Genomic DNA, 23,883 nt, shown 5'->3' with positions numbered 1-23,883 from the left:
CTTTATAAAAAACTAATTATAATGAGTGCATACTCATTGAGCTGGAGGTCATTATTTGAAGTCAAAAAGGCAGCTGCAAAAAGAAAATACTCGAAAAAAGATAATTGAAACAGCATATCAGGTTTATTCTGAACAAGGCTTTTCAGCTACAACGGCTGTTATCGCAAAGGAAGCGGGCGTATCTCACGGTACAATATTCGTTCATTTTTCGTCACTGGATGAACTGCTGTGCTGTCTGATACAGGATTTTGGTGATGCATTGGGATCAGAGATACATCGGCTGGCGGAAACAAAAGATAATATTGAGGAGCTGTTAAAGACCCATTTAGATGTTTTAGCCAGGCACGAAAAGTTTTATATCCGATTGATCGCTGAAAGGAGTTTATTGCCGGAGGATGCAAGATTAACATTTTCAAATATTCAATCCATTGTCGCCTACCATTTTAACAAGGTATTTGAACGCGAAAACAACACAATTAAGAATCTTCCTGTTCACCTGTTGTTTAATACGTGGATGGGATTGGTCCATTATTATTTGTTAAACAAAGATTTGTTTTCGCCGGAATCGCCGGTTTTAGAGCGGTATGGCCCGGAACTAACGGAAACTTTTTTAGAATTGATTAAAAAATAAAAGGAGGATATAAAATGAAAGTTTGTATTGCTTGCGGTATGCCAATGGTAGAGGCTTCTGAATTTGCATGCGGTGACACAACGAAAGACTATTGCGTACACTGTGCCCGCCCTGACGGTTCCATGCAGTCGTTTGAAGAAAAGAAGGCAGGCACGATTAACTTTATCATTAAAACACAGGGGATTGATGAAAAGGCTGCGGTCCAAATGGCCGAAAGCAGCATGAAAAAGCTTCCGGCATGGAAGGGACATTTCAATAGTTAATAAAGGAGAGGTGATTATATGCAGGTTAGTAAAGCGTTTCAAGTCTTTGCAAAAGAGGCTCCTGAAGTACAAAAAGCTTGGATGGAAATGGTACAAAAAGTGGACGGTGCAAGTGCACTGGATAAGAAGACGGAAGAACTCGCCTATCTTGCGGTGATGGCTGCCGTGGGTCTTGAAAGCGGATTGCCGTTCCATGTTAAAATGGCAAAATCCAATGGGGCAACAAGAGAAGAAATTATAAGCAGTATTCTGGTAGGATTACCCGCTGTTGGGAATACAATTGTTAAGTCCTTGCCCATAGCTTTGGAGGCATTTGATGAGGAAGCGTGAAATACGGCTGAATATGCCGTATTTCACACAGATAAGGCAAAAACAGAACGTGGATTTACTGGCTGTTTCACTTAGAAAAGGATGATAAGATGAAAAATCAACTAACAGTAACCAGTCCGGCTTTTAAGAACGAAGCCGTCATACCGATACAATACACAGGGCGTGGAGAGGATATTTCTCCAGAACTGAATCTGTCCTCCATAAATGAAAACGCCAAGTCCCTGGCTATCATAATGGATGATATGGGACACCCCATTCCTGCATATAACCATTGGGTTATTTGGAATATTCCCGTCATGGAGATAATCCCCCAAAATATACCTCACGGACCCTATATTACAGAACTGAACGGGGCAACTCAGGGACGCGGATACGGAAGAAACAGATACCGCGGGCCGAAACCGCCTTTCAACTGGTCCCACCTCTATCAATTCAATGTTTATGCTTTGGATTGCCTGTTGGATCTGCCGGGCAAATCCAGAAAGCGGGATTTATTGGCTGCTATGCAAGGGCATATTTTACAGGAGGGCTGTTTAGTGGGAAGATTTCGGTAAAACTGCAATAATATTACTGGTCCGATATTTTTCTGGATAACGTTTTGGCGGGTTCGTTTAAACTTTAGAATCATTCTCTTGACAATATGACGGTAAAATGCTATATTAAAGACAAGTAAATAGTGAGTGTTACTGACTCGATCAGGCATCATCAAATGCAAATATCCACATAATAGGGGATATTGGCGTTTGGTGATTTTTTTTATCCTATTTTTAAATAATTTTTAACTGAAGTAAATTTAAAAGGAAGAATTCTAACGAGAAAGGAGGTGTTTTATGTTCGAGTTTGTTAAATCACTGAATAATAACATCGTTCTTGCCTACGATGAGAATCATAACGAAGTCGTGCTGTTTGGAAATGGGATCGGTTTTAACCGGAAGAAGGGAGATATGGTTACAGAATCTTCTGTCAATAAGCTTTTCATCAATGACAGCAATAAACGTCTGGCTCCCATGGTTCAGAACCTGTCGGAAGACATCGTTTCCGTCACGGAAGAAATCATTCAATATGGCTCCAGGATATTGGAAAAACAGCTTCATGCCTCTATTCTGATCATACTTGCTGATCATCTGTATTTTGCTATTGAGCGGGCGAAGAAAAGTCAGAATGTGGATAATCCGCTGCAATGGGAAGTCCCCCACTTATATCCAAGGGAATATGAAATCGGAGGTAAGGGCGTGAAATTAATTGAGGAACGCCTTAAAGTAATATTGCCGCCTCAGGAGGCATCCTTTATAGCCCTTCATTTTGTAAATGCACAATTTGAAAGTCAGGATATGAGTGATACCTTAAAAATTACAGAGATCATCAGCCGGATCCTGGATATTGTCAGCTACCATTTTCAATTGACATTGGATGAAAATTCATTATTCTACTCCAGATTTATCGTGCATCTTCGGTATTTTATCATACGGCAGGAAACTCATATGAAGGACACCATAGGATTAAACGACGAAGATTTATTGGAAACGGTAAAAACCCGTTATAAAAAAAGCTACCAATGCGCCGTTAAGATTGCAAAATATCTGTTTGATGCCTATGCCTGGGATGTCTCCAAGGATGAAATCATTTATTTACTGCTTCATATCGAAAGAATAACAAATGTCACAAACAAGTAATTAAAATAAGAGTGTTACTATTCAATTAGGCATTGTCTGCGAACTAGGATTTATTTTAACCTCATCAAGTAAGTAGCAGCTATGAGGGTATGCCCGTTAAAGCGGGGCACGCTGTGAGCGAGTAGCGTAGCGGATTGCGAATATCCGATTGACTACTAAAAATAAAACGAAAAGGAGACTTTGTGTATGGAACATTTAAAGTTAGCTCAGGAAATTATCCGGTATTGCGGTGGAAAGGATAATATTACCCAGGCTTGGAACTGCATTACCAGGCTGCGTTTTCATTTGAAAGACAGAGAAAAGGCAGATGTGGAGGCCATACAGGCTTTAAACGGTGTCTTAGGAGCCCAGTTTCAGGGGGACCAGTTTCAGGTGATCATCGGAAATGAGGTATTAAAGGTATTTGAAGGGGTAAAAAAAGAACTGGGAGATCTTGTTGTTTCTTCGGAAGAAAAGACAAAGAAGGATAAAAAAAGGGAAAATCCGGTCAACGTTGTTTTCGGCGTGATCTCGGGTATTTTCAATCCCATTTTACCTGCAATCACAGGAGCCGGAATTATAAAAGGGATCCTGGCTCTGCTGATATTTCTTAAAATGCTGAATCCGGACTCTAACAATTATTTTGTTTTAGATATGATCTCCAATGCTACCTTTTACTTCCTTCCCTTTCTAGTCGCTTTTTCAGCGGGAAAGAAATTTGGAGTGAATGAACACCTGGCCGCTACTCTTGCCGGAATCATCATGTATCCAGCATTTGTGAATTTAAGCGGGCAGGGGATCAGTACGGTGAAATTCCTGTTTCTGAATATTCCCGTAATGGATTATAATTCCACGGTAATCCCAATTATTTTGGGTGTCCTGTTACTGAGCATCGTATACAAATTCATAGACCGTTTTGTACCGGGCTTTTTAAAAATGATCGTGACGCCAGTGGTTTCCCTTCTGATTACAGCCCCAGTGGTTCTTGTATTTATAGCTCCTCTGGGAAGCTATGTGGGCAAATATGTGGCAGCCTTTTTCATTTCCCTGTTTGGAGTAGCTGGCCCTGTGGCCGGCTTACTGATGGGAGGGCTTATGTCGGTCATCGTTATAACCGGCATGCATTATGCATTCTTCCCGTCCACCTTTGATGGGCTGGGCGGTGTTGGATATGATATTTTACTGCTTCCCATGAGTATTGTAAGCAATATGGGACAGTGCGGCGCTGTTCTGGGAGCTGCCTTTAAAATAAAGGATAAGAAAATGAAATCCATTGCATTTTCCAGTGCGCTTTCCGCTTTGTTCGGCATTACGGAGCCGGCCATATATGGGGTGAACTTAAAATATAAAAAGCCCTTCTATGCCGCACTGACAGGCGGGGCGGTGGGAGGAGCCATTTACGGCATCTTTCATGTTAAGGCTTATGCATTCAGCATTCCGGGAATTACCGCTTTACCTACCTATTTAAAGGAAGGGGAGTTAAATAACTTTATCTGGGCCTGTGTTGGTGTTTTTGCTTCATTTTTAACTGCCTTTATCATGACCATTGTTCTACCCCTGGAAGAAAAAGAAAAATCAAAGGACAAAGAGAAGGAGACTGAAGCAATCAGCCAGAATCAGGAAGGTCACATCGCAAAAATACCGGTTGCCGCCCCAATGACGGGAAAGGCAGTGGGACTTGCCCAGGTTCCTGACAAGATGTTTGCGGAGGGCATCCTTGGAAAAGGGATTGCAATCATACCGGATGAGGGGACGGTGAAAGCCCCTTTTCAGGGACAGGTAAAAATGATCGCTCCTACAAAGCATGCGATTGGCTTAATTTCCGACCGGGGAGTAAACGTTGTGATCCATATCGGGATCGACACGGTGAATCTCCAGGGAAAGGGGTTTGAAATCCTGGTGAAGGAAGATCAGTGGGTGGATCAGGGAGAGCCTTTGATGAAGGTGGATCTGGAACTTATTAAGGAAAACCACTTAAACCCCATCACCCCCATGATTGTTACAAACTCAGATGAATATGTGAATGTTCTGGATTTTCCTATGGATAAGGCTCAGGCGGGAACCAGTGAAGTTCTGATTGTATTCCAATAACATTTCAATAACATTTCAATAACATTTCAATAAAGTAAGCAATTCCTATTAATATAAGTATTCAGAAAAGGAGAATGATTATGAAACAGGAAGTAAAATACGGATTTCCAGAGGGCTTTTTATGGGGAGGGGCAACTGCTGCCAATCAGATCGAGGGAGCCTATCAGGAAGATGGAAAAGGAATGTCCACATCGGATTATGCCGCTTATAAAGATCCATATGCAACGGGAGAAGTGAATAATTTTACCTTCAATGTGACCTCAAAAGAGTTGGAAGAGTACCGGGCCCACGAGGAAAAATATAAATTTCCCAAGCGTTGGGGAATCGATTTTTACCATCATTATGCGGAAGATATCGCACTGTTTGCAGAAATGGGATTTAAGGTATTCCGGTTCTCCATTTCCTGGGTAAGGATTTTTCCGACAGGGCTGGAAGCGGAGCCAAATGAAGCCGGATTTGCTTTTTATGATAAAGTGATCGCTGAGCTGAAAAAGTATAACATAGAGCCTCTCATTACATTATCCCATTATGAAATGCCCATAATCCTGTCAGAAACTTATAACGGCTGGCAGAGCCGGGAGCTGATCCAGAGCTTTGTCCGGTTTGCAACCGCATGCTTTAAACGTTATAAGGATGACGTGAAGTACTGGATCACATTTAATGAAATGAATATGAACTTAAACAGCCTGTACACCGGAGCAGGAAGTTTCCCGGACAGAGTGGATCGCTTAGAAGAGGCGGCTTACCAGGCATCTCATTACCAGTTTGTGGCAAGTTCCCTGGCAGTGAAGTCGGGAAAGGAAATCATGCCTGATGCACAAATCGGCTGTATGATCAACCGGATTGAGTCTTATGCAAAGACCTGCAAGCCGGAGGACCAGTTACAGGCATTAAAGGCTGACCAGATCAACCTCTTTTATCCGGAGGTACAGGCAAGAGGAGAATATCCTTCCTACATGTCACGGTATTTCAAAGAAAAAAACATAAAGCTGGAAACAGAACCGGAAGATTTTGAAATCATCAGGGATTATACGGTGGATTTCATCGCATTCAGCTATTACATGACCCATGTTACGGAAGACAGGCCGGATGCAAATGAACTGGCTGGAAAACTGGACAGTCCGATCAAGAATCCTTATTTAAAGCTGACGGAGTGGGGGTGGCCCATTGACCCCATAGGGCTGCGCATTACACTGAACAAAATGTATGACCGTTATAAAAAGCCCCTTTTCCTGGTTGAAAATGGACTGGGAGCCAGGGATAATATGGAGACGGATGGAAGCATTCATGATGATTACCGGATTGACTACATCCGTGAGCACATAAAGCAGATGAAGGAAGCGGTAACAGACGGCGTAGATTTAATGGGTTATACTACGTGGGGCTGCATTGATTTAATCAGCTGCGGAACATCGGAAATGACGAAACGTTATGGCTTCATCTATGTGGATCAGGATGATGAAGGAAAAGGTACGTTAAACCGATCAAGAAAGGATTCCTTCCATTGGTATAAAAAAGTGATAGAAACCAACGGAGAAGAACTGTAAGATCAAGGAAAGTATCAGTATATAATCAGTTTTAAAAGAATGGCGCAGCGCAAAGGCTGTGCCATTCTTTCTATAATTATGCACTTTATCAGTCAGCTAAATCGTATGTTTCTATGTTCTCAAAATCTAAGGTGACAATGGCTGATTCAAAGGAAATTTCATAGAGAATCAAGTAATCTCCGGCTTGTTCTATCATATCTTTGTAGCCGGGGATTTTTTTAATGAAATGTTCCGCTGCGTCAAATACTGTGCTTCTGCTTTTTTTAACCGTGCCTTTCGCCTTAATATGCTCATTGCCTGTGTGGGGAATGGTTGTAAATGCTACCTTATTATTGCCTTCCAATTCCTTGACTTTCTCATTATCCCCAAAAGTGGTAAAGAGCATCACTTTGGCGGCTTCGTCAAAGCAGAAATTTACAATCCTCACATTGGGCTGGCCGTCAGCACAAGTAGCCAAGGCAATTTCGGTTTGTGTGTTGATCAGTCGGGTAAATTCTCGTTTTGCATTCATAATTAAATTCTCCTTTGCTTTTTTTATGACTATGTTTGCAGTATAATGTATAATGGTATCATTTAGTGAAACCATTTAATCAGAAAGAGGAAAAATCCATGAAAAAATCAGAGCGGCTGAATGATATGATGATATACTTAAACGATAAAAAGTTTTTCAGTCTCAAAAGCATAATGGACAGATATTCTATTTCCAAAAGTACAGCACTTCGGGACATTCAGTCCTTAGAAGAAATCGGTATGCCGATATACTCTAAGACTGGGCGGAACGGATGTTATGGTATCCTTCCCAATCGATTATTATCCCCTATTGTCTTTACGGTTGACGAGGTTCAGGCGTTGTATTTTGCCATGCAAACACTTAACGCCTATCAATCGACACCTTTTCACTTAAATGTCCAAAAGTTAAAGCAAAAGTTTGAAGGGTGTATATCAGAAGAACGAATAAAAAAACTACGGAAAATGGAATTGATTTTTAGCTTAGGGAGTTACAAGAACAAGAATGAATGTAACTGCTTGCAAGATATTCTGCACATGGCGGTTGATGAAAACGTGTGTGAAGTCCACTATACAAAGGGAGAGCTGGAGAAGCAGTATTATGTTCAGTTCTTTGATATTACATCTGCCTATGGACAATGGTATGCAACGGCGTACAATTTTCAAACGAAGAAGCCGCAAGTGTTCCGCTGTGATAAAATTCATTTTGTACAGCTTTGTGATAAGTATATGCCAAAGCCGCTTTCTGAATTTCTTATTTCCCCTAAAGAAATGTTTCGGGATAATGATTCCATTGATTTTGAGGTTGGTGTAACTGTCAAAGGCGTGGACATATTCTATAAAGAGCATTATCCATCAATGGAGCTGCATCAAGAAAATGGAAAATATTATGTAAGAGGTTTTTATAATAAAGGGGAAGAACTGTTTATCGCCAATTATTTTACTAATTACGGTGAAAGGATTTTATCTATCAGTCCAGCCAGCTTGAAAAACCTGATTCTTGATCGGCTTGATGCAATAAAGAATCATTTTATTTCAATATGACGGTTAAACAAAGTAATACAAAGTAATCAAAGGAAAGCAAAGTATCGGCCCAGACGGCTGATACCTTGTTTTTTTGACTTCTTACATGGTGGAGCCATAAGCATTTTGTATTATCATGCTCCAGAATGGACGCCTGAATATGCCCTTTTATTTCTTTAAAAAGCAAATCACTTTATCAAATAATGTAACGCGATTACATTTAAAACTAATTTATTAAATATATTGTAAAATGGTTACATGCGTGCTATAATACTAAATATAAGCGCTTATACTATAAAAAACCATACACATTGCCTATGGAGTGAAAAGGCATGAGGCATGAAAAGGAGGTAAAACATGCAGGGAGTTTCTTTGCTGGTTGTTATTGGATTGATTCTGTATACCGTGATCGCTGTGGTTGATCAGATTTCCATTCAATGCGGATTGTATACCCCGTTGTTCGCGGCTGTGATTACCGGGGCATTATTGGGGGATTTGCCAACAGGTCTGATAGTTGGTGCGACATTGCAGCTCATGACATTGGGAGTTGCTACTTATGGAGGTGCCACGGTTCCGGATTATTTATCAGGAGCGATTATGGGTACCGCCTATGCAATTATTTCCGGACAGGGGGCAGAATACGGAATCGGTCTGGCTATTCCCATCGGATTGCTGTTAACTCAGATGGATATTCTGGGAAGGATGACCAATTCATTCTTTCAGCATTACGCAGACCGCTGTGCGGAAAAGGCGGATTACAAAGGAGTGGAGCGGGCAAATTTACTGGGAGTGCTTCCCTGGGTCCTTTCCAGAGTGATTCCGGTCGCATTGGGACTGTGTTTTGGAGAGGCAGTGGTAAATGGAGTAAATGCCATTATCCCGGCCTGGTTCATGACAGGACTTAAAACTGCAGGCGCCATTCTTCCTGCAATGGGTATGGCCATACTGATGCGCTATCTGCCCATTAAAAAATACTATCCGTATTTTATCATCGGATTCGTGCTGATTGCCTTTGGAGGCGCTACATTTACCGTTATGGCGGCCGCATTGATCGGCTTGGCACTGGCTGCTCTTCATCTTACCAGAGTAAGGGAGCGGGTGGCAGTGAAGACTTTGGATGATGAGGAGGTAGAAATCGATGGCTGACAAAAACCAGACAGGAAGCGTGAAATTGGAAAAGAGTGATATCAATAAAGTATATCTGCGTAATCTGTTTACTTTACAGTTTGGCTGGAATTATGAAAAGATGCAGGGTCTTGGATATGCCTATGTCATCATGCCGGTTTTAAAGCGGCTGTACTCCAAAGATCCCGAGAAGATGAAACGTGCACTGAAGATGCACCTGGGCTATTTTAACACCACTCCGGCAATGTCTCATCTGATCGTCGGTGCCGATATGGCGCTGGAGGAAGAGCTGGGAATTGAGGCGGAGGAGGCTATTACCGGTTTAAAGACCGGACTTATGGGACCGTTTGCAGGAGTCGGTGATACGTTGTTCATCGCCATTTACCGGGCCATCGTGTTCTCCATTGCATCTTATATAGCCATGCAGGGGAATCCCGTTGGACTTATCATACCTCTCATTGCTTGTGCCGGGGTATTATGGATACGATATAAATTTACCTGGGTCGGCTATCAGTCCGGACGAAAGCTTGCGACCGGGTTTGCGGATAAAATTTCTCCTATTACAGAGGCGGCCAGCATCCTGGGACTGACTGTGGTAGGGGCACTGATTCCTTCTGTAATCAAATACCGTACGGATCTGCAGTTTACCATGGGAGACGTAACCTTTGCCCTTCAGGATATGCTGGATAAAATCATGCCATCCCTGCTTCCTTTGGGTATCGTGGTATTTTCATACTGGCTTCTTGGAAAGAAAAAGGTAGATTCTACAAAATTAATTTTTATTCTCATCGGTTTGGGCATGGTACTTGGCAATCTGCAATCCATGCTGACCTTTGTGGCTGGTTTATTTTAGAAAAAAGGAAGTTGAAACAGGAAAGGAAATAGTGGTATGATTGGAATCATAGTAACCGGTCATGGTGAATTTGCCTCCGGTTTAACCAGCGGGCTGAAACTGCTGGCTGGAGAGACGGAATATTATGAAGCTGTTGATTTTAAAGCGGAGGATTCCACGGAACTTCTGACAGAAAGGCTTACGGAAGCGATCCGGAGGCTTAAGGACTGTGAAGCGGTGGCAGTGCTTGCGGATCTGACGGGAGGCTCCCCCTTTAATATGGCTTCCAGACTTAAAATGTCCGGTATCCATGAAAATATGGAGGTAATCGGAGGCATCAACCTTCCTCTGGTCCTTCATGCCTACATGTCCAGGGGAATGATTTCGGATATCCGAGAGCTTTTAGATGCCTCCATGGAGATGGGAAAACAGCATATGATGTATTTTCAGACATCGGATGATGCATGTGAGCTGGAAGAATAGGAAGAAGAAAAGGAGAAAAATTCATGGCAATTGTGCATGCGAGAGTAGATGAGAGACTGATTCATGGTCAGGTGGCTATGGTTTGGACTAATACCGTAGGGGCGTCCCGGATCATTGTGGTTAACGATGAAGCGGTAAAGGATGAACTGATCATTGCAGGCCTTAAGATGGCAAAACCTGCAGGAGTAAAGCTTTCCATCCTGTCTTTAAAGCGGGCTGCTGAAAAATTTGCAGAGAAGGCTTACGAAGAGGATAAGGTATTTCTCATAACAAAGAACGTGACGGATATGGCAGCGCTGATCCGCTCTGAAGTTCCGATCAAGGCTTTTAACGTGGGAAATGTGGCAAAAAGGGAAGGAAGCAGACCCATTAAAAAGTCAGTGAATTTAACGGAAGACGATGAAAAGGATATCCGGGAAATGGTACAGCTTGGAGTGAGTGTAACGGCTCAGATGCTGCCCAATGAGTCGGACCAGTCGATATTAAATATGCTGTAAAATAATCGGATGCAGGAGGAGGCGGAATGGAATCAGTTCGGTTAAAGATAAGAGAACAATACAATGAAATGAGTAAGGCAGAGAAGAAACTCTCAGATTTTGTATTGTCAGATACCAAAAACTGTCTTGGGATGACGGCAGTGGATATTGCAGGAAAAAGCGGGGTATCCTCCGCCTCTGTGATCCGTTATGTTCAAAAACTTGGCTTTGATGGGTTGGAAGGTTTTAAGCTGGCACTTGCTGCTACCGATGCCCAAAATGATAAGGAAGATATGGTAGACCCCATTATTTCCAAAGAAGATGATTTAGATACGCTGTGCCGAAAGATGGATGCCCTGGTGGATGCGGCATTTCAGGATTTTTTTTATCAGCTGAATAAGGATGCATTAAAAAAAGCTATCAACAAAATAAAGAAAGCCCGACGTATTTATCTGGTGGGGATCGGAAGCTCCTCACTGCCTGCTTATGATCTGTTCCATAAACTGAAGCGGGCCGACTTAAATGCAAATTTTTACCAGGATATCAATATGATGGTGGAATTTTTTAACTACATTGATAAACGGGATGTGGTGATTGCATTTTCCTACAGCGGGCAGTCCCAGGAAGTCCTTTATGCCTGCGGGATTGCAGAAAAACAGGGAGCATCGATCATAGCGGTTACCCGCAGAAGAGATTCTCCCCTTCAGGATATTGCGGATATATGCCTTCATGTGCCGGACAACGAGAAGGTCATGCGGATCGGTGCATTTACCTCTCTTCATACCTCCATCATGATGGCGGATCTTCTGTACATGGGAGTGATCCAGGAGAATTTAGAGCATTATGAGGTGGAGCTGATCAAAACCAGAAAGATGGTAGAAGGGCTGAAAATTAAAAAATAGAGGAGTTTTATGTGCAATATAGAAAAGCTTACAACGGAATCAACCAATGAATCTACCCGGAACATTGACAGGCTGGAATCATTGGAAATCGTTACATTAATAAATAATGAAGACAAAAAAGTGGCGGAAGCCATAGAAAAGGTACTTCCCCAAATCGCTGAGGCAGTGGAGTCAATTGTGGAGCGTTTCAAAAAAGGCGGACGGATCATTTATTGCGGTGCAGGATCGTCCGGCCGGATGGGCACACTCGATGCGGTGGAACTGACCCCCACTTACAGCGTATCACCGACACGGGCCTTTGGCCTTCTTGCAGGCGGTGATGAGGCCATGTATACAGCGGTGGAGGGTGCAGAAGATTCGGAAGAACTGGCAGTTGAGGACTTAAAAAGGGTGAAGCTTACAGCCGATGATTGTGTGATCGGCATTGCTGCCAGCGGAAGGACTCCTTACACAAAGGCGGCCCTGGAATTCGGAAAACAAACAGGTGCCTTTACCATTTCCGTTACCTGCAATCAGGACAGCGCCATGGCAAAGATCGCGGATATATCCATTGCCCCGGTAGTGGGCCCAGAGGTAATCAACGGATCCACCAGGATGAAAGCAGGGACCGCTCAGAAAATGGTGGTAAATATGCTTTCCACCGGAGCCATGATAAGGCTTGGAAAGGTATATCGGAACTATATGGTTCATGTGCAGCCCACCAACGAAAAGCTTATAAAGCGGGCGGTAAAGATGATCGTGGAAATAACAGGTGCGAAAGAGGAGCTGGCTCTTAAAGTGCTTTATGAGGCAGATAAGGATGTAGCTGCTGCCATCGTGATGATCGAATGCGGCTGCAGAAAAGATCAGGCCAGGGAAGCCCTTTTAGAATCCGGCGGTCAGGTGAGGAAAGCCATTGCGGCTGTGAAAAACGGAGTTTAGGCAGATGATAAGAGCCTGGAATGATAAAAATGAAACGGTTTTGGATGAAATGGCAGAGCAGCTTGTTCGGGACCAGGTGATCTGGGGAGCCAGCTGGGGCTTTGTCAGTGATCAGGGGATCCGCTTAAAGTACGCCGGAAAGCAGGGTGCGGTGGTTCCCTATTGTGACCGGAAAGTGGAAGCAGGTATGTATTACGACCTTGCTTCGCTGACTAAGGTGATTGGGACGGCCACCCGGGTCCTTCAGCTGGTGGAAAAAGGAGCAATAAGCCTTTCTACTCCTGTAAAAGAGATCCTGGGCCGGTTTTCCTATGAGGATGTCACGGTGGAACACCTGCTGCTTCATTCAAGCGGGCTTCCTGCCGAGATACGGAACAAAGAAAGCTGGAGCCGGGAAAATCTTCTGGAATATCTCTACACCACACCAAGGGAAAGAGAAGCCGGAGAAGGCTTCTTGTATTCGGATGTGGGTTTTATACTGCTGGGAAAGATCATTGAGAATCTGGACAAAACTACTCTTGAGGAGACCTTCCGGGAGCATATTTTCCGCCCCCTTGGGATGTTGGATACTTCCTATATGGTTCTGGGCAGCAGGGAGCGCTGCATCCCGACGGAATGCACGGAGCAAAGAGGCTGTATCTGCGGAGAAGTTCATGACTCGAAGGCTCATCTGCTGGGGCAGTGCGGCAGCGCCGGTTTATTTTCTACATTGGAAGATGTGGTGAAATTTGTTAAGGCTTACCTGGAACATTCCCGGCTTTTGTTTGGAGAAGAGGTGTTTGAAAAACTTTGCAGCACTATAAAGTTTGAACGCACTCTGGGCTGGAGCAAGGAGTATGGAAGGGATACGCTTTATCATACCGGCTTTACAGGAACTTCTGTTTTAATGGATTTGAAGGGCAGAAAAGGTTTTGTTCTGCTGACAAACAGGATCCATCCCAGCCGGAGCAATGAAGAATTCTTAAAGATGAGAAAGAAAATGAATGAAATTTACTTAAATATGGTTTAATAGACTTATAAAAATGGGGGCGGCTCTTTCACAAAGGGCTGCCCCTATGATTTCCATTATACTGATTAGCTTTTTCCCAAGGCTTTCCCTGTCGCTGGATAGCTGTACGAAAAAGTCCGTTTCATAAACAATAAATTAGTATACTTCTTCTTCATATTTCTTTAAACGGCTTTGATACTTGACTTTTTGTGACTTAATAGCTATAATTAGACGGTTACAGTTTTCGTACAGAGAACACGTTATAGTGTTGATATAGAGGCGGAATTATTATTTTAAAATAATAATCCCGCCTCTTTTTATGTTTAAGGAGGCAAGTTACAATATGGATAAAAACAAAAATTTTCACTTGTTTGGGGCGATAATCGCCGCAGGTATTTTATCTTTTTCAGGAGTATTAATTGAAACGGCAATGAATGTAACATTCCCATTGCTTATACAGGAGTTTCGTGTGACTACGTCAGGAATTCAATGGGTAACTACCATTTATTTGCTTATGATTTCCGTCATTGTTCCAATTTCCTCTTATTTAAACCAGAACTTTTCAGCACGTAATTTATTTATCACAGCAAATCTATTCTTTTTACTGGGAGTTTTGATAAACTGCTTTTCGTCGGCATTTTCCCTGCTTTTGCTGGGGCGCTTGCTGCAAGGGGTGGGTACAGGCATAGGTCTTCCTCTTATGTTCCACATCATTCTCACAAAAGCTCCAGCTGAAAAGCGAGGAATGATGATGGGAATCGGGACTCTGACAACTTCAATCGCTCCCGCCATTGGACCCACTTACGGTGGACTTATTTCCAACCTGTTGAACTGGCGATATATTTACATTTTTTTAATTCCTCTTATTATTCTTTCCCTTGCTCTCGGTCTGCACTCTATTACAAATGAGGTTTCAAGAGAAAAACAGCATCTGCATTTTCGTTGTGTTTTCTTTTTGGCCATTACCTTTACTTCATTTATAATGGCTTTAAGTGCCGGTTCAGGGATTGTTTTTGCATTGTTTTTAGTTATTGGGCTTGTAAGTACTCTTTTGTTTTTGATGTCTAACCGTAAAACTCCCTTACTGCAAATATCGGTGTTAAAAAACAGTAGATTTTCCTCATTATTATTCAGCCTTCTTATATATCAGGCTTTGCTATTGGGGTTGTCTTTCGTTCTGCCAAACTATCTGCAAATTTCTGCTGGCTTTCGTTCATCTACCGCAGGGGCCTTCATGTTTCCGGGTGCTTTGATGGGTGCTTTACTTGCTCCTCTTTCGGGGAGGCTATTAGATAGAATTGGTGCAAACAAGCCCATTTTGATCGGCCTTATTACAACCATCGTTGGGATAGGTATGCTTATTGGGCTGTTGCATACCAATTCATTGGTGCTGCTGATAGGTGCTCACCTTATTCTGATGACAGGTCTTGGCCTTTCTTATAGCAACCTAATGACCTGTAGTTTAAGCGCATTGCCGTCCACCCAAATTTCAGATGGTAATGCCTTTGTAAATACTTTTCAGCAGTTTATAGGCGCTGTTGCAACAGCGCTGGTCGCCGCAGTAATTTCATTTTTTCAAAATAAATATGGTTTTATCGCTGGTACTACCTCCGGAGCCTGGGTTGTGCTTCTGATTTTCTTCTTATTATTGGTCGCAAGCACAATTGTTGCCCTTTCAGCATTGAAAAAGAAGAATTGAACTTAAATTTTTTATTTTCTTTCAAGCCTATAAGCAGTTTTCTCGCATTTTGGATACGCTTCAAAGAGCCTGAACTTCCTCGGTATTGGCGGGGGCTTCAAGCATGGTTTTTTGCCCGGCCATGTGTTATAACAGTCAAAATCCCATCCTGGAATTGTAATGTTTGAGCCTATATAGTAAAATGAGCAAAGAGAACTGTTTTTTTAGGGCCATGATACTTTGGTTGCAGAAAAAGAGGTAAAACTGTTTGAGATATTTGAAAGGAGGAATTAGCTGATGAATGAAAACACACCGGTTATAGAAACACAACGGTTAATTTTACGAAAATTCACTCCCGAAGATGTTAATGATTTTTATGAAATTATGAGCGATAAAGAAGTGAATGATTTTCTTCCGTGGTTTCCGCTTAGAACTATTGAGGAGGCAATGACATTCTTAACCGACAGATTCCTTGCATATTACAGCAAACCAAGCGCTTACCGGTACGCTATCTGTCTGAAAGAGGATAACAAGCCGATTGGATATGTTTGGCTGAGTGAAAGCAAAAGCCACGACTTTGGTTACGGTCTGAAAAAAGAGTTCTGGCATAAAGGTGTCGTTACAGAAGCGGCAAAAGCGGTTGTGAAAAAAATCAAAGATACAGGATATCCTTATATTACAGCGACCCATGATGTGAATAACCCTCGAAGCGGCGAAGTGATGAAAAAACTTGGCATGGACTACAAATACTCCTACGTGGAACAGTGGCAGCCAAAAGATGTTCCTGTAACCTTTCGGATGTATCAGCTTAATTTTGATGAAAAAGATGAGAAAACGTATATGGAGTATTGGGATAAGTATGCGGATCACTTTGTAGAACAGAATATATAATAGTCAGAACCAATTAATGCTATGAAGAATGGCTGGATAGGCTATTTTGAATGGTTCCCAGATTACCTCATCGAAGTGACAGATTTATTTGTTGATGATAAAACAGTAGCTATCGTAGGATACGCAAGCGCTACTTATCAGGGAATAAAAACATCGGACAATAAAAATTTTTGGAAGCTTCCAGCCGCATGGAAAGCTATTGCCGAGAATGGTAAAATTCGACTTTGGCAGGTTATTTGTGACAGCAAAATACCTTTTGACATTATGAACAATGCCGGGAAATCATGAAAGTGGGGTACGGCTATGGATTCGGCTCTCCAATTAAGAGTAAAATTTGATACCAATAAGTTAGTTGCAGAGAACGAAATTAAATCTTCGCTGGAGCAATCAAAAGTTGTTCAAAAACTTACAAGTGATTATGAAGAAAATGCCTTTTTCAATCTTTTTCGCCTCATGTGCTTGTCTGATATACCATATGCGGAACGGTTGGGATTTGTAAGCATGGCGGCTGTATGAACGCTGCTCCTTGTTATATTGGCATTGGAAAAACGGTGCGGGCATTGCTTACATATGCCGAATTTACAAGCTATTCAGACAAGACAGTAGAAGGCCTGATTGAAAAAGGCACTGAATATATGCTTCGGCACAATATGTATCAGCGGTTGTCAAATCATGCTCCTATCAGCGCTCACATTACGGACATTATGTTTCCGCAGGCATATATGCTTTCTCTTACTGATTTAGTGTATATTGCAGGCAAGGCAAATCTTTGGGCCGACACCCGGAGCAATGCATTGAAGGAATTAGTTAATCACAAGGCTTGCGACAAAGGTAATTGGAAGATTGATTATATTTACAGCCACAAAGGGTATAAGGCATTTGATACGAAAAGGAAAGCGTCAGAATGGATTGGGTATATATTTGATTCAAGCTTGTCAGTAGAGAGATAGCAAAGAAAGTAACGCATACCGGCGGTCTGTTTGCCAACATGTTTAAAGACGCTTTTTAACGCTTTTCTAAATCAAGTCTTGGAAAAATTTGAAATGCCCAAACGCCCATAAGGAAAGGATGTGTTGTTATGTCGAATCAATTATTAAAGGATGAAAAAATCTTTCCCACCCCGGAAATACTGCATGAAGCTTTGGTTGAGGCCTACCCTGCTTATGCACAATTTTTGAATATGCTGTCGGAGTCCTTCACCGGAATGTCATTTGACTGGCGATATTACAAGGATGGGAAGGCATGGCTTGGCAAAGGCAGTGCAGGGAAAAAGACTGTGTTCTGGTTCTCTGTTTGGGAAGGCTTTTTCAAGGTTTCTTTTTACTTCACAGAGAAAACACAGCCTGGTGTAATGAACTTGGAGATTTCCGAAGAACTAAAAGCGCAGTCGAGAAATGCCGCCATGGTCGGAAAACTAATTCCACTTATTTTTGATGTTAGCGAAGAAAGTCAGTTGAAGGATTTAATTACCGTAATGAAATATAAAGCAGCTTTGAAATAATTGAATTTATGGGTGTGGAAGTTGGTTGTGGAGTTTTTAATTACTGATAATTTCACTTTGCAGTTGTGCTGCTGGATAACTGCAATACTCTTTTAGTCATTCATATACGTCCTGTCCGCTGATGAAATCGGACTGTCATTTGCAAAGTCGTGTGCAAGAAGGGGCTTAGTCCCCTTGGGATTCCCCCACAACAAAACAGGCTGTATACTCCCTCTGCGGGAGCATACAGCCCTTTTGTTGCCAGCAGCCTGTTTTTCGGTCTGCGTGTCATCTCTTGTAAACTGACCTAAGTGAACGTGCAAGTATCACAACGTATCACAACGTATTACATCTAAGTATAGACAAGAAATATTGGTGCGGAATCTCATCTGCAGTTGCTGAAAAAGAGATTTTTGTTTATTTCAATAAATATTTGTAATAATAGATATCGTGTAAACTGGATAGTACAGTGATATTCATGAAATAGAAAGGCGGATTTTATGGCAGAAGAAAATAATAATATGGAAGAACTGTTCCGGGAGATGGATTATCATTTGCTTCATGACGAACGTCCATCGGAATATCTGGAAAAAATCAGCAGAGAACCGTGGTTTTTGGATTATCCCTTTTCCATGCTCGGCAGGATGAAGGAAACACCCCAGTCAAAACGTTATCATCCGGAAGGAAGTGTATGGAATCATACGATGATGGTAGTGGATCAGGCGGCAGAACAGAAAGCGAAGAGTAAAGAGGCCCGAACTTTTATGTGGGCGGCTCTGCTTCATGATATCGGCAAACCGGCAGTGACGAAAGTCCGAAAAGAAAAAATTACCGCATATAATCATGATGCTGAGGGAGAACATCTCGCGGAGGATTTTTTGTCCTGCTTTTCCGACGATGCCAAGTGGATTGGGTCAGTCGCTAAACTGGTCCGGTATCATATGCACATTCTGTATGTGACAGATGGGCTCCCTTTCGGCGATATTGATGGTATGAAGCGGGAGACAGATATCGGTGAAGTTGCACTGCTTGGGCTTTGTGACCGGATTGGTAGGGGCGGAAGCGTTCCGGAAGATGAAACAAAGGCGGTCAGACTATTTCTGAAGAAAATGGGGAATATGTGAAATCTTGAACATTCGTTAAGTCTTTTATAATAAATCAGATCATTCATTTCATTCGGAAGGAAACAAGTTTGATTTAATTGTAAGGCTGCTGAGTAAAACATCTTCTATACAAATAACATCCAGAAATAGGCAAATGTTCATCAATGTACTATAATAAGGATAGTTAAAGAAATTAATGAATTTAGAGAGGCTAATTATGAAAATAAATTATGGAATTATATCAACGGCTGCCATCGGAAAACGATTCATCGGTGCAGTGAGGGCCAATGGAGGAACGGTGACCGCGGCGGCATCTAGGTCACTGGATAAGGCAAGGGCCTTCTGTCAGGAAAACAATATCGAGAAGGCTTATGGCTCTTATGAAGAACTTTACCAGGACCCGCAGATTACAGCTGTGTATATTACCACAATAAACCGGGAGCATTTTCATGAAATGAAGCAAGCTTTGAATAACGGAAAGCACGTGCTCTGCGAGAAACCGTTTACGCTGTCAAAACCCCAGGCAGAAGAAATCTTTCAACTGGCAAAGGAAAAAGGGCTGTTTGTGATGGAAATGCAAAAGAGCCTTTTTCTTCCTGTCACCGATTTGATTAAAACATATATTGATTCAGGAATGTTTGGAAAACTCCATCAAGTGAATATGAGTGCATCTTTTCAAAGTCCAAAGGCTTCATGGATGCATGAAAAGGATCAGGGGGGAGTTGTTTATGGCAGCGCTTCCTATACGTTTGAATATCTCGATTATCTGCTGGAGCCTGCCGATGTAATCGTGCAGGCACTGGGTACCAGGGGCGGAACCGGAGTTTATGACTCTGTCAGTCTTAATATAAAAATGGATGATGTTCTGATCAGCAGCCGTATTTCCATGCGGGGGCCGGCAGAAAGTCTTGCAGTTTTTTATTTTGAAAAGGGGTTTATAAAAACCAATGAATACTGGAAGGCGGACCGCTGTGAAATACATACCGGACAGGGCATCGAACTGATTGAGAAAACGGTTGATTTTGAAATGAAATATGAGGTGGCACATGCGGAAGCATGCATCAGACAGGGCCTGACAGAAAGTCCGGTTATGACGGCTGAAAGAACACTTCGCTGCTGCGGGCTTGTGGATCAGATAGTGGAATCGTTAGACCGGCAGTAGGGGAGGGCAGCCTTCTTTGCTTTTTGCGATTAATATAATAATACAACAAAATACCCTGATGATTGAACACAGTCTTTCTTTCTGTGTTCAGCCATCAGGGTTTCGTTTACCTTTTTTCGTTTGTGCAAAGTGTATATAGTTTAAAACGCGATTTGTCGATTATTCATAAAATTGAATTCTGGCAGAAAAGATAAACTTGACACTTGTTAAAATGATTGTTATAATTCGAAATCATACGTATGAATTAAAAAAGTAATAATGAATCAGGAGGACACATTATGAGATTTCCGAAAGATTTTCTATTTGGCGCGGCATCAGCGGCTTATCAGGTAGAAGGAGCTTTCGATGAAGACGGCAAAGGTTTATCAAACTGGGACGTATTTTCAAAAATAGAGGGCAAGACTTTGAACGGAACAACCGGTGATGTTGCTGTGGATCATTATCACCGGTTTAAGGAAGATATAAAACTGATGGCGGAGATGGGATTGGAATCTTATCGTTTTTCGGTTTCCTGGACAAGAATCTTTCCTCACAATGACGGCAAGGTAAATCAGAAAGGACTTGATTTCTACAACCAGTTGATTGATGAATGCCTGTCTTATGGCATCGTTCCTTTTGTAACATTGTATCACTGGGATCTTCCGCAGTACCTTGAAGAGCAGGGCGGCTGGTGCCACAAGGGAACCATTGATGCGTTTCTCCGTTATGCGGAAGTCTGCTTCCAGGCTTTTGGGGATCGGGTAAAGCATTGGATTACTTTTAATGAAACCATTGTTTTTACCAGACTTGGATATATGACCGGGGCTCATCCGCCGGGGATCAGACAGTGCCAGGAGAAGTTTTTCCAGGCAATACATAATGTTATGGTCAGCCATGCGAAGACAGTGTTATTATATAAAGCGCTTAAACAGTACGGCGAGATCGGAATCACCCATGTACTTGCACCGGCTTTTCCGGCCGATGAGCGGGAAAGCAGTAAAAAGGCGGCTGCACATGCCAACTATTTTGAAACTGCGTTCTTCTATGACCCGGTATTAAAAGGGGAGTATCCCCAGTACTGCCTTGATATTTTAAAAGAACGCAAGGTGATGTTTGAAATCACGGAGGAGGAACAGGAACTGCTCCGCAAAGCTGTCCCATTCAATGATTTTATGGGGCTGAATTATTATCAGCCGAAACGGGTTATCCTGATAGAAGGTGAGTCGGAGGCGGATTTGTCAAGGGCAGCAAGTACCGGTGGTGTTGGTCAGGTCTCCTTTGACGGAGTTTATCAGACGGTTAAACTGGACGATAGGCGATATACCAAATGGGGTTGGGAAGTTTCGCCGGAAGGTTTCTTAAGTGGGCTGCAGCAGCTGAAGGAGAATTATGGTGATATAAAACTATATATTACCGAGAACGGCCTGGGAGATGTGGATCCTGTTATCGAGGGAGAAATCATGGACATTCCACGGATTAAATACATCGAGGAGCATCTGGCTGTGGTGAAAAAAGCCATTGCAGGAGGAATTCATTTAAAGGGATATTTCGCCTGGTCAGCCATCGATTTACTCAGCTGGCTGAATGGGTATGAAAAGCAATACGGTTTTATTTATGTGGATCATGAGAATAACCTGGAACGAAAGAAAAAAGCGTCTTTTTATTGGTATCAGCAAGTGATCGCTTCAAGAGGAGAAGCATTATAGGGAGGGAGTTATAATGAATAAATTTTTAGATAAGTTTACTGAAAAGCTGATGATATTTTCCAATTTTAAAACAGTGATGGCTTTAAAAGACGGTGCCATGTACATCATGCCGATAACCTTGGTAGGTTCCATCTTTTTGTTGATTGCCAATTTCCCGATCAACAATTGGGCCGGAATTATGACAAACATTTTCGGCGAAAGCTGGAATATTGGCCTTAAGCAGGTTTCTGCCTGTACCTTTGACATTATGGCGATTATTGCGGTTCTGGGCATTTCCTATACCTTTGCCAAAAACGAAGGTGTGGATGCGATTTCATGCAGCCTGCTTTGTCTTGTATCCTTTTTGATTATTACAAATTCATCGGTTGTATCTCAGAATGGTGATGTAGTAAACGGAGTAATCCCCAAAGCGTGGGTCAATGGGAACGGGGTAATCTCAGCGATTATCATCGGAATTACGATGCCAAGGATCTTTACCTTTTTTATTAAAAGAAAAATTGTTTTCAAAATGCCGGATGGCGTTCCGGAAGGCGTCAGCAATGCATTTGCAGCATTAATTCCTGGTTTCGTGATTATGCTGATTTCCATGGCCGCATATCAGATCTGCAAGATGGCTGCCGGACTTTCATTGACAGAGATTATTTTTAAAGTGATCCAGGCACCGCTGCAGTCCTTATCAGACAGCCTTGCAGGAGGAATTATCATCATTTTACTGATGTCGCTGCTGTTCTGGGTTGGTATGCACGGACCGAATATTGTCAATGGAATCGTATCCTCCTTGCTTCTTGCCAATGCTATGTCCAATCAGGCAATTTTGGATGCCGGACAGACTCTGGTTGCCAATGAAAATGCAAAGATCATCACCAAGCAGTTCACTGAAAACTTTGCAAAGTTTGGCGGAACCGGAATTACTCTTGGACTGATTATAGCCGCTTTTATTGTGGCCCGTTCCCAGCAGATGAAAAGCATTTGCCGGATGTCTTTTGTTCCAGGCCTGTTTAATGTAAATGAACCGGTGATTTTTGGTCTTCCGATTGTGTTAAACCCGATCATGCTGGTTCCGTTTATTCTTGTTCCGGTCGGTGCGGTAATTATCACTTATTGTGCTATCCGCTTCGGATTTATGCAGCCCTTTGGCGGTCTGGTACTGCCGTGGACAACGCCGCCGATTATCGGAGGATTTTTGCTGGGAGGCATTCGCGGAGCAATCACGCAGCTTGTTATACTGGCCTATTCCGTAATTGTATATTTACCATTTGTAAAAATGCAGGATGATCTGTTTTTAAAAGAGGAGAAATAAATAAACCAGTTGGTATATCATGTTCCCTTGCTTGAAATTAATGGTATTATATAGTATTTTAGATAGTAGGGAAAAAGAAAGTTAATTGAGGTAATCAACATGGTAAAATACAAAAAAATAGCGAACATATTACTTAAGGAAATTGAAGAAGGATTATATAACTCTGTCGGAAAGCTTCCGACAGAGGAACAGCTGGTTGAACGATTTGGAGTCAGCAAGGCAACAATCCGCAATGCGGTTGACATCTTGTGCAATTACGGAGTGGTTTATCAATTGCAGGGGAGCGGGATGTTTGTCAGAAATCATGACCGGAGTGATTATCTTACACTGGCGCTGCAGCGAGGTTTGTCCAGCCGGTACGGGGACAAGGATATTCACACCCAATGCCTTGAATTTAAAGAGATCCAGGCGGATGAGCAGCTGGCGGAGCAGATGAAATGTGCGGTCGGTACACCGCTGCATTATATTGAGCGCCTGCGGATTGTGGATGGTTTTTATTATTCAGTCGAATATACTTATTACAATAAGGACATTATTCCATATTTGAATAAGGAGATTATTGAAAGCTCGATTTATAAATACATTCAGGAAGGGCTGAAGCTGAATATTTCATTTGCTGATAAATATATTACCAGCGATAAGTTATGCAAAAAGGATGCCGGGCTGCTTCATTTGCAGGAAGGCGATCCTGCTTTGATTATCAATGATATTGCGTATTTATCAAACGGAACTATTTTTAACTACTCCAAAGTCGTCCATAATTATCAGAAGGTTACGATATTTGCTATGGCTAATAATATTTAGGAGGTTACG

Annotated in this window: 27 protein-coding genes; 26 read left to right on the top strand and 1 reads right to left on the bottom strand. The window is 42.3% G+C overall.

Annotated features, from left to right (window positions below; translation table 11 throughout):
* Positions 1 to 55: 55 nt before the first annotated feature.
* From AC27IJ_RS09855 to AC27IJ_RS09825, 7 genes are all read left to right on the top strand, one after another.
* Positions 56 to 631, top strand: coding sequence for a TetR/AcrR family transcriptional regulator (locus AC27IJ_RS09855; protein WP_312442007.1), 576 nt, complete (start codon positions 56 to 58; stop codon positions 629 to 631).
* 14 nt (positions 632 to 645) lie between these two features.
* Positions 646 to 894 (top strand): zinc ribbon domain-containing protein, encoded by a 249-nt coding sequence (locus tag AC27IJ_RS09850; protein WP_312442010.1) that lies wholly within the window; start codon positions 646 to 648, stop codon positions 892 to 894.
* Positions 895 to 912: 18 nt separating this feature from the next.
* Positions 913 to 1,224 carry a carboxymuconolactone decarboxylase family protein gene (locus AC27IJ_RS09845; protein ID WP_312442012.1) on the top strand — a complete coding sequence of 104 codons (312 nt, stop codon included), beginning with the start codon at positions 913 to 915 and terminating at the stop codon, positions 1,222 to 1,224.
* A gap of 89 nt (positions 1,225 to 1,313) precedes the next feature.
* On the top strand, positions 1,314 to 1,778 hold the full coding sequence (locus AC27IJ_RS09840) for a YbhB/YbcL family Raf kinase inhibitor-like protein (protein WP_312442014.1): 465 nt from the start codon (positions 1,314 to 1,316) through the stop codon (positions 1,776 to 1,778).
* A gap of 276 nt (positions 1,779 to 2,054) precedes the next feature.
* Positions 2,055 to 2,897 carry a BglG family transcription antiterminator LicT gene (licT, locus tag AC27IJ_RS09835; RefSeq protein ID WP_487148598.1) on the top strand — a complete coding sequence of 281 codons (843 nt, stop codon included), beginning with the start codon at positions 2,055 to 2,057 and terminating at the stop codon, positions 2,895 to 2,897.
* Positions 2,898 to 3,083: 186 nt separating this feature from the next.
* A complete protein-coding gene (locus tag AC27IJ_RS09830; RefSeq protein ID WP_313260996.1) occupies positions 3,084 to 4,967 on the top strand; it encodes a beta-glucoside-specific PTS transporter subunit IIABC in 1,884 nt (627 codons plus the stop codon).
* A gap of 80 nt (positions 4,968 to 5,047) precedes the next feature.
* A complete protein-coding gene (locus tag AC27IJ_RS09825) occupies positions 5,048 to 6,514 on the top strand; it encodes a glycoside hydrolase family 1 protein (RefSeq protein ID WP_487148596.1) in 1,467 nt (488 codons plus the stop codon).
* Positions 6,515 to 6,602: 88 nt separating this feature from the next.
* On the opposite strand, the gene AC27IJ_RS09820 is transcribed toward AC27IJ_RS09825, so the two are convergent.
* A complete protein-coding gene (locus AC27IJ_RS09820) occupies positions 6,603 to 7,025 on the bottom strand; it encodes a pyridoxamine 5'-phosphate oxidase family protein (RefSeq protein ID WP_312442020.1) in 423 nt (140 codons plus the stop codon).
* 98 nt (positions 7,026 to 7,123) lie between these two features.
* On the opposite strand from AC27IJ_RS09820, the gene AC27IJ_RS09815 reads away from it, so the two are divergent.
* The 19 genes from AC27IJ_RS09815 (at position 7,124) to AC27IJ_RS09725 (ending at position 23,874) form a co-directional block, all read left to right on the top strand.
* Positions 7,124 to 8,065 (top strand): helix-turn-helix transcriptional regulator, encoded by a 942-nt coding sequence (locus AC27IJ_RS09815; protein WP_313258644.1) that lies wholly within the window; start codon positions 7,124 to 7,126, stop codon positions 8,063 to 8,065.
* Positions 8,066 to 8,401: 336 nt separating this feature from the next.
* Positions 8,402 to 9,190: a PTS mannose/fructose/sorbose/N-acetylgalactosamine transporter subunit IIC gene (locus AC27IJ_RS09810; protein ID WP_312442023.1), complete on the top strand. Its 789-nt coding sequence runs from the start codon at positions 8,402 to 8,404 to the stop codon at positions 9,188 to 9,190.
* Complete coding sequence (locus AC27IJ_RS09805; RefSeq protein WP_312442025.1) at positions 9,183 to 10,022, top strand: PTS system mannose/fructose/sorbose family transporter subunit IID; 840 nt, start codon at positions 9,183 to 9,185, stop codon at positions 10,020 to 10,022. The genes AC27IJ_RS09810 and AC27IJ_RS09805 overlap by 8 nt, the downstream gene beginning before the upstream one ends.
* A gap of 36 nt (positions 10,023 to 10,058) precedes the next feature.
* Positions 10,059 to 10,484, top strand: coding sequence for a PTS sugar transporter subunit IIA domain-containing protein (locus AC27IJ_RS09800; protein ID WP_312442026.1), 426 nt, complete (start codon positions 10,059 to 10,061; stop codon positions 10,482 to 10,484).
* Between the two features lie 23 nt (positions 10,485 to 10,507).
* Positions 10,508 to 10,981, top strand: coding sequence for a PTS sugar transporter subunit IIB (locus AC27IJ_RS09795; RefSeq protein ID WP_312432647.1), 474 nt, complete (start codon positions 10,508 to 10,510; stop codon positions 10,979 to 10,981).
* 26 nt (positions 10,982 to 11,007) lie between these two features.
* Complete coding sequence (locus tag AC27IJ_RS09790) at positions 11,008 to 11,862, top strand: MurR/RpiR family transcriptional regulator (RefSeq protein WP_312442028.1); 855 nt, start codon at positions 11,008 to 11,010, stop codon at positions 11,860 to 11,862.
* Between the two features lie 9 nt (positions 11,863 to 11,871).
* Positions 11,872 to 12,783 carry an N-acetylmuramic acid 6-phosphate etherase gene (gene murQ / locus AC27IJ_RS09785; RefSeq protein WP_313258640.1) on the top strand — a complete coding sequence of 304 codons (912 nt, stop codon included), beginning with the start codon at positions 11,872 to 11,874 and terminating at the stop codon, positions 12,781 to 12,783.
* A gap of 4 nt (positions 12,784 to 12,787) precedes the next feature.
* Complete coding sequence (locus tag AC27IJ_RS09780; protein WP_487148591.1) at positions 12,788 to 13,792, top strand: serine hydrolase domain-containing protein; 1,005 nt, start codon at positions 12,788 to 12,790, stop codon at positions 13,790 to 13,792.
* 322 nt (positions 13,793 to 14,114) lie between these two features.
* Complete coding sequence (locus AC27IJ_RS09775; RefSeq protein WP_312500870.1) at positions 14,115 to 15,470, top strand: MFS transporter; 1,356 nt, start codon at positions 14,115 to 14,117, stop codon at positions 15,468 to 15,470.
* A 276-nt stretch (positions 15,471 to 15,746) separates the two neighbouring features.
* Entirely contained in the window at positions 15,747 to 16,340 is a 594-nt protein-coding gene (locus AC27IJ_RS09770; protein ID WP_487148589.1) for a GNAT family N-acetyltransferase, read from the top strand.
* A gap of 21 nt (positions 16,341 to 16,361) precedes the next feature.
* Entirely contained in the window at positions 16,362 to 16,628 is a 267-nt protein-coding gene (locus tag AC27IJ_RS09765; protein ID WP_487148587.1) for a nuclear transport factor 2-like protein, read from the top strand.
* Positions 16,629 to 16,643: 15 nt separating this feature from the next.
* Entirely contained in the window at positions 16,644 to 16,856 is a 213-nt protein-coding gene (locus tag AC27IJ_RS09760; protein ID WP_487148585.1) for a hypothetical protein, read from the top strand.
* A complete protein-coding gene (locus tag AC27IJ_RS09755; RefSeq protein ID WP_487148583.1) occupies positions 16,853 to 17,290 on the top strand; it encodes a hypothetical protein in 438 nt (145 codons plus the stop codon). The genes AC27IJ_RS09760 and AC27IJ_RS09755 overlap by 4 nt, the downstream gene beginning before the upstream one ends.
* A 128-nt stretch (positions 17,291 to 17,418) precedes the next feature.
* On the top strand, positions 17,419 to 17,841 hold the full coding sequence (locus tag AC27IJ_RS09750) for a DUF3788 family protein (RefSeq protein ID WP_487148581.1): 423 nt from the start codon (positions 17,419 to 17,421) through the stop codon (positions 17,839 to 17,841).
* A 479-nt stretch (positions 17,842 to 18,320) separates the two neighbouring features.
* Positions 18,321 to 18,944, top strand: coding sequence for an HDIG domain-containing metalloprotein (locus tag AC27IJ_RS09745; protein WP_312442036.1), 624 nt, complete (start codon positions 18,321 to 18,323; stop codon positions 18,942 to 18,944).
* A gap of 196 nt (positions 18,945 to 19,140) precedes the next feature.
* Positions 19,141 to 20,085, top strand: a complete 945-nt coding sequence (locus AC27IJ_RS09740; protein ID WP_312442037.1) for a Gfo/Idh/MocA family protein — start codon at positions 19,141 to 19,143, stop codon at positions 20,083 to 20,085.
* Positions 20,086 to 20,363: 278 nt separating this feature from the next.
* Positions 20,364 to 21,770 (top strand): GH1 family beta-glucosidase, encoded by a 1,407-nt coding sequence (locus tag AC27IJ_RS09735; protein WP_487148578.1) that lies wholly within the window; start codon positions 20,364 to 20,366, stop codon positions 21,768 to 21,770.
* A 13-nt stretch (positions 21,771 to 21,783) separates the two neighbouring features.
* Entirely contained in the window at positions 21,784 to 23,070 is a 1,287-nt protein-coding gene (locus AC27IJ_RS09730; protein ID WP_312500880.1) for a PTS sugar transporter subunit IIC, read from the top strand.
* Positions 23,071 to 23,169: 99 nt separating this feature from the next.
* Positions 23,170 to 23,874 carry a GntR family transcriptional regulator gene (locus AC27IJ_RS09725; protein ID WP_312500882.1) on the top strand — a complete coding sequence of 235 codons (705 nt, stop codon included), beginning with the start codon at positions 23,170 to 23,172 and terminating at the stop codon, positions 23,872 to 23,874.
* The last annotated feature ends 9 nt before the right edge of the window (positions 23,875 to 23,883 follow it).

The organism is Lacrimispora sp. YZC11, from assembly GCF_057543815.1.
The sequence above is the reverse complement of the archived record's forward strand: the minus strand, read 5'-3'. Positions and strand labels throughout refer to the sequence as shown.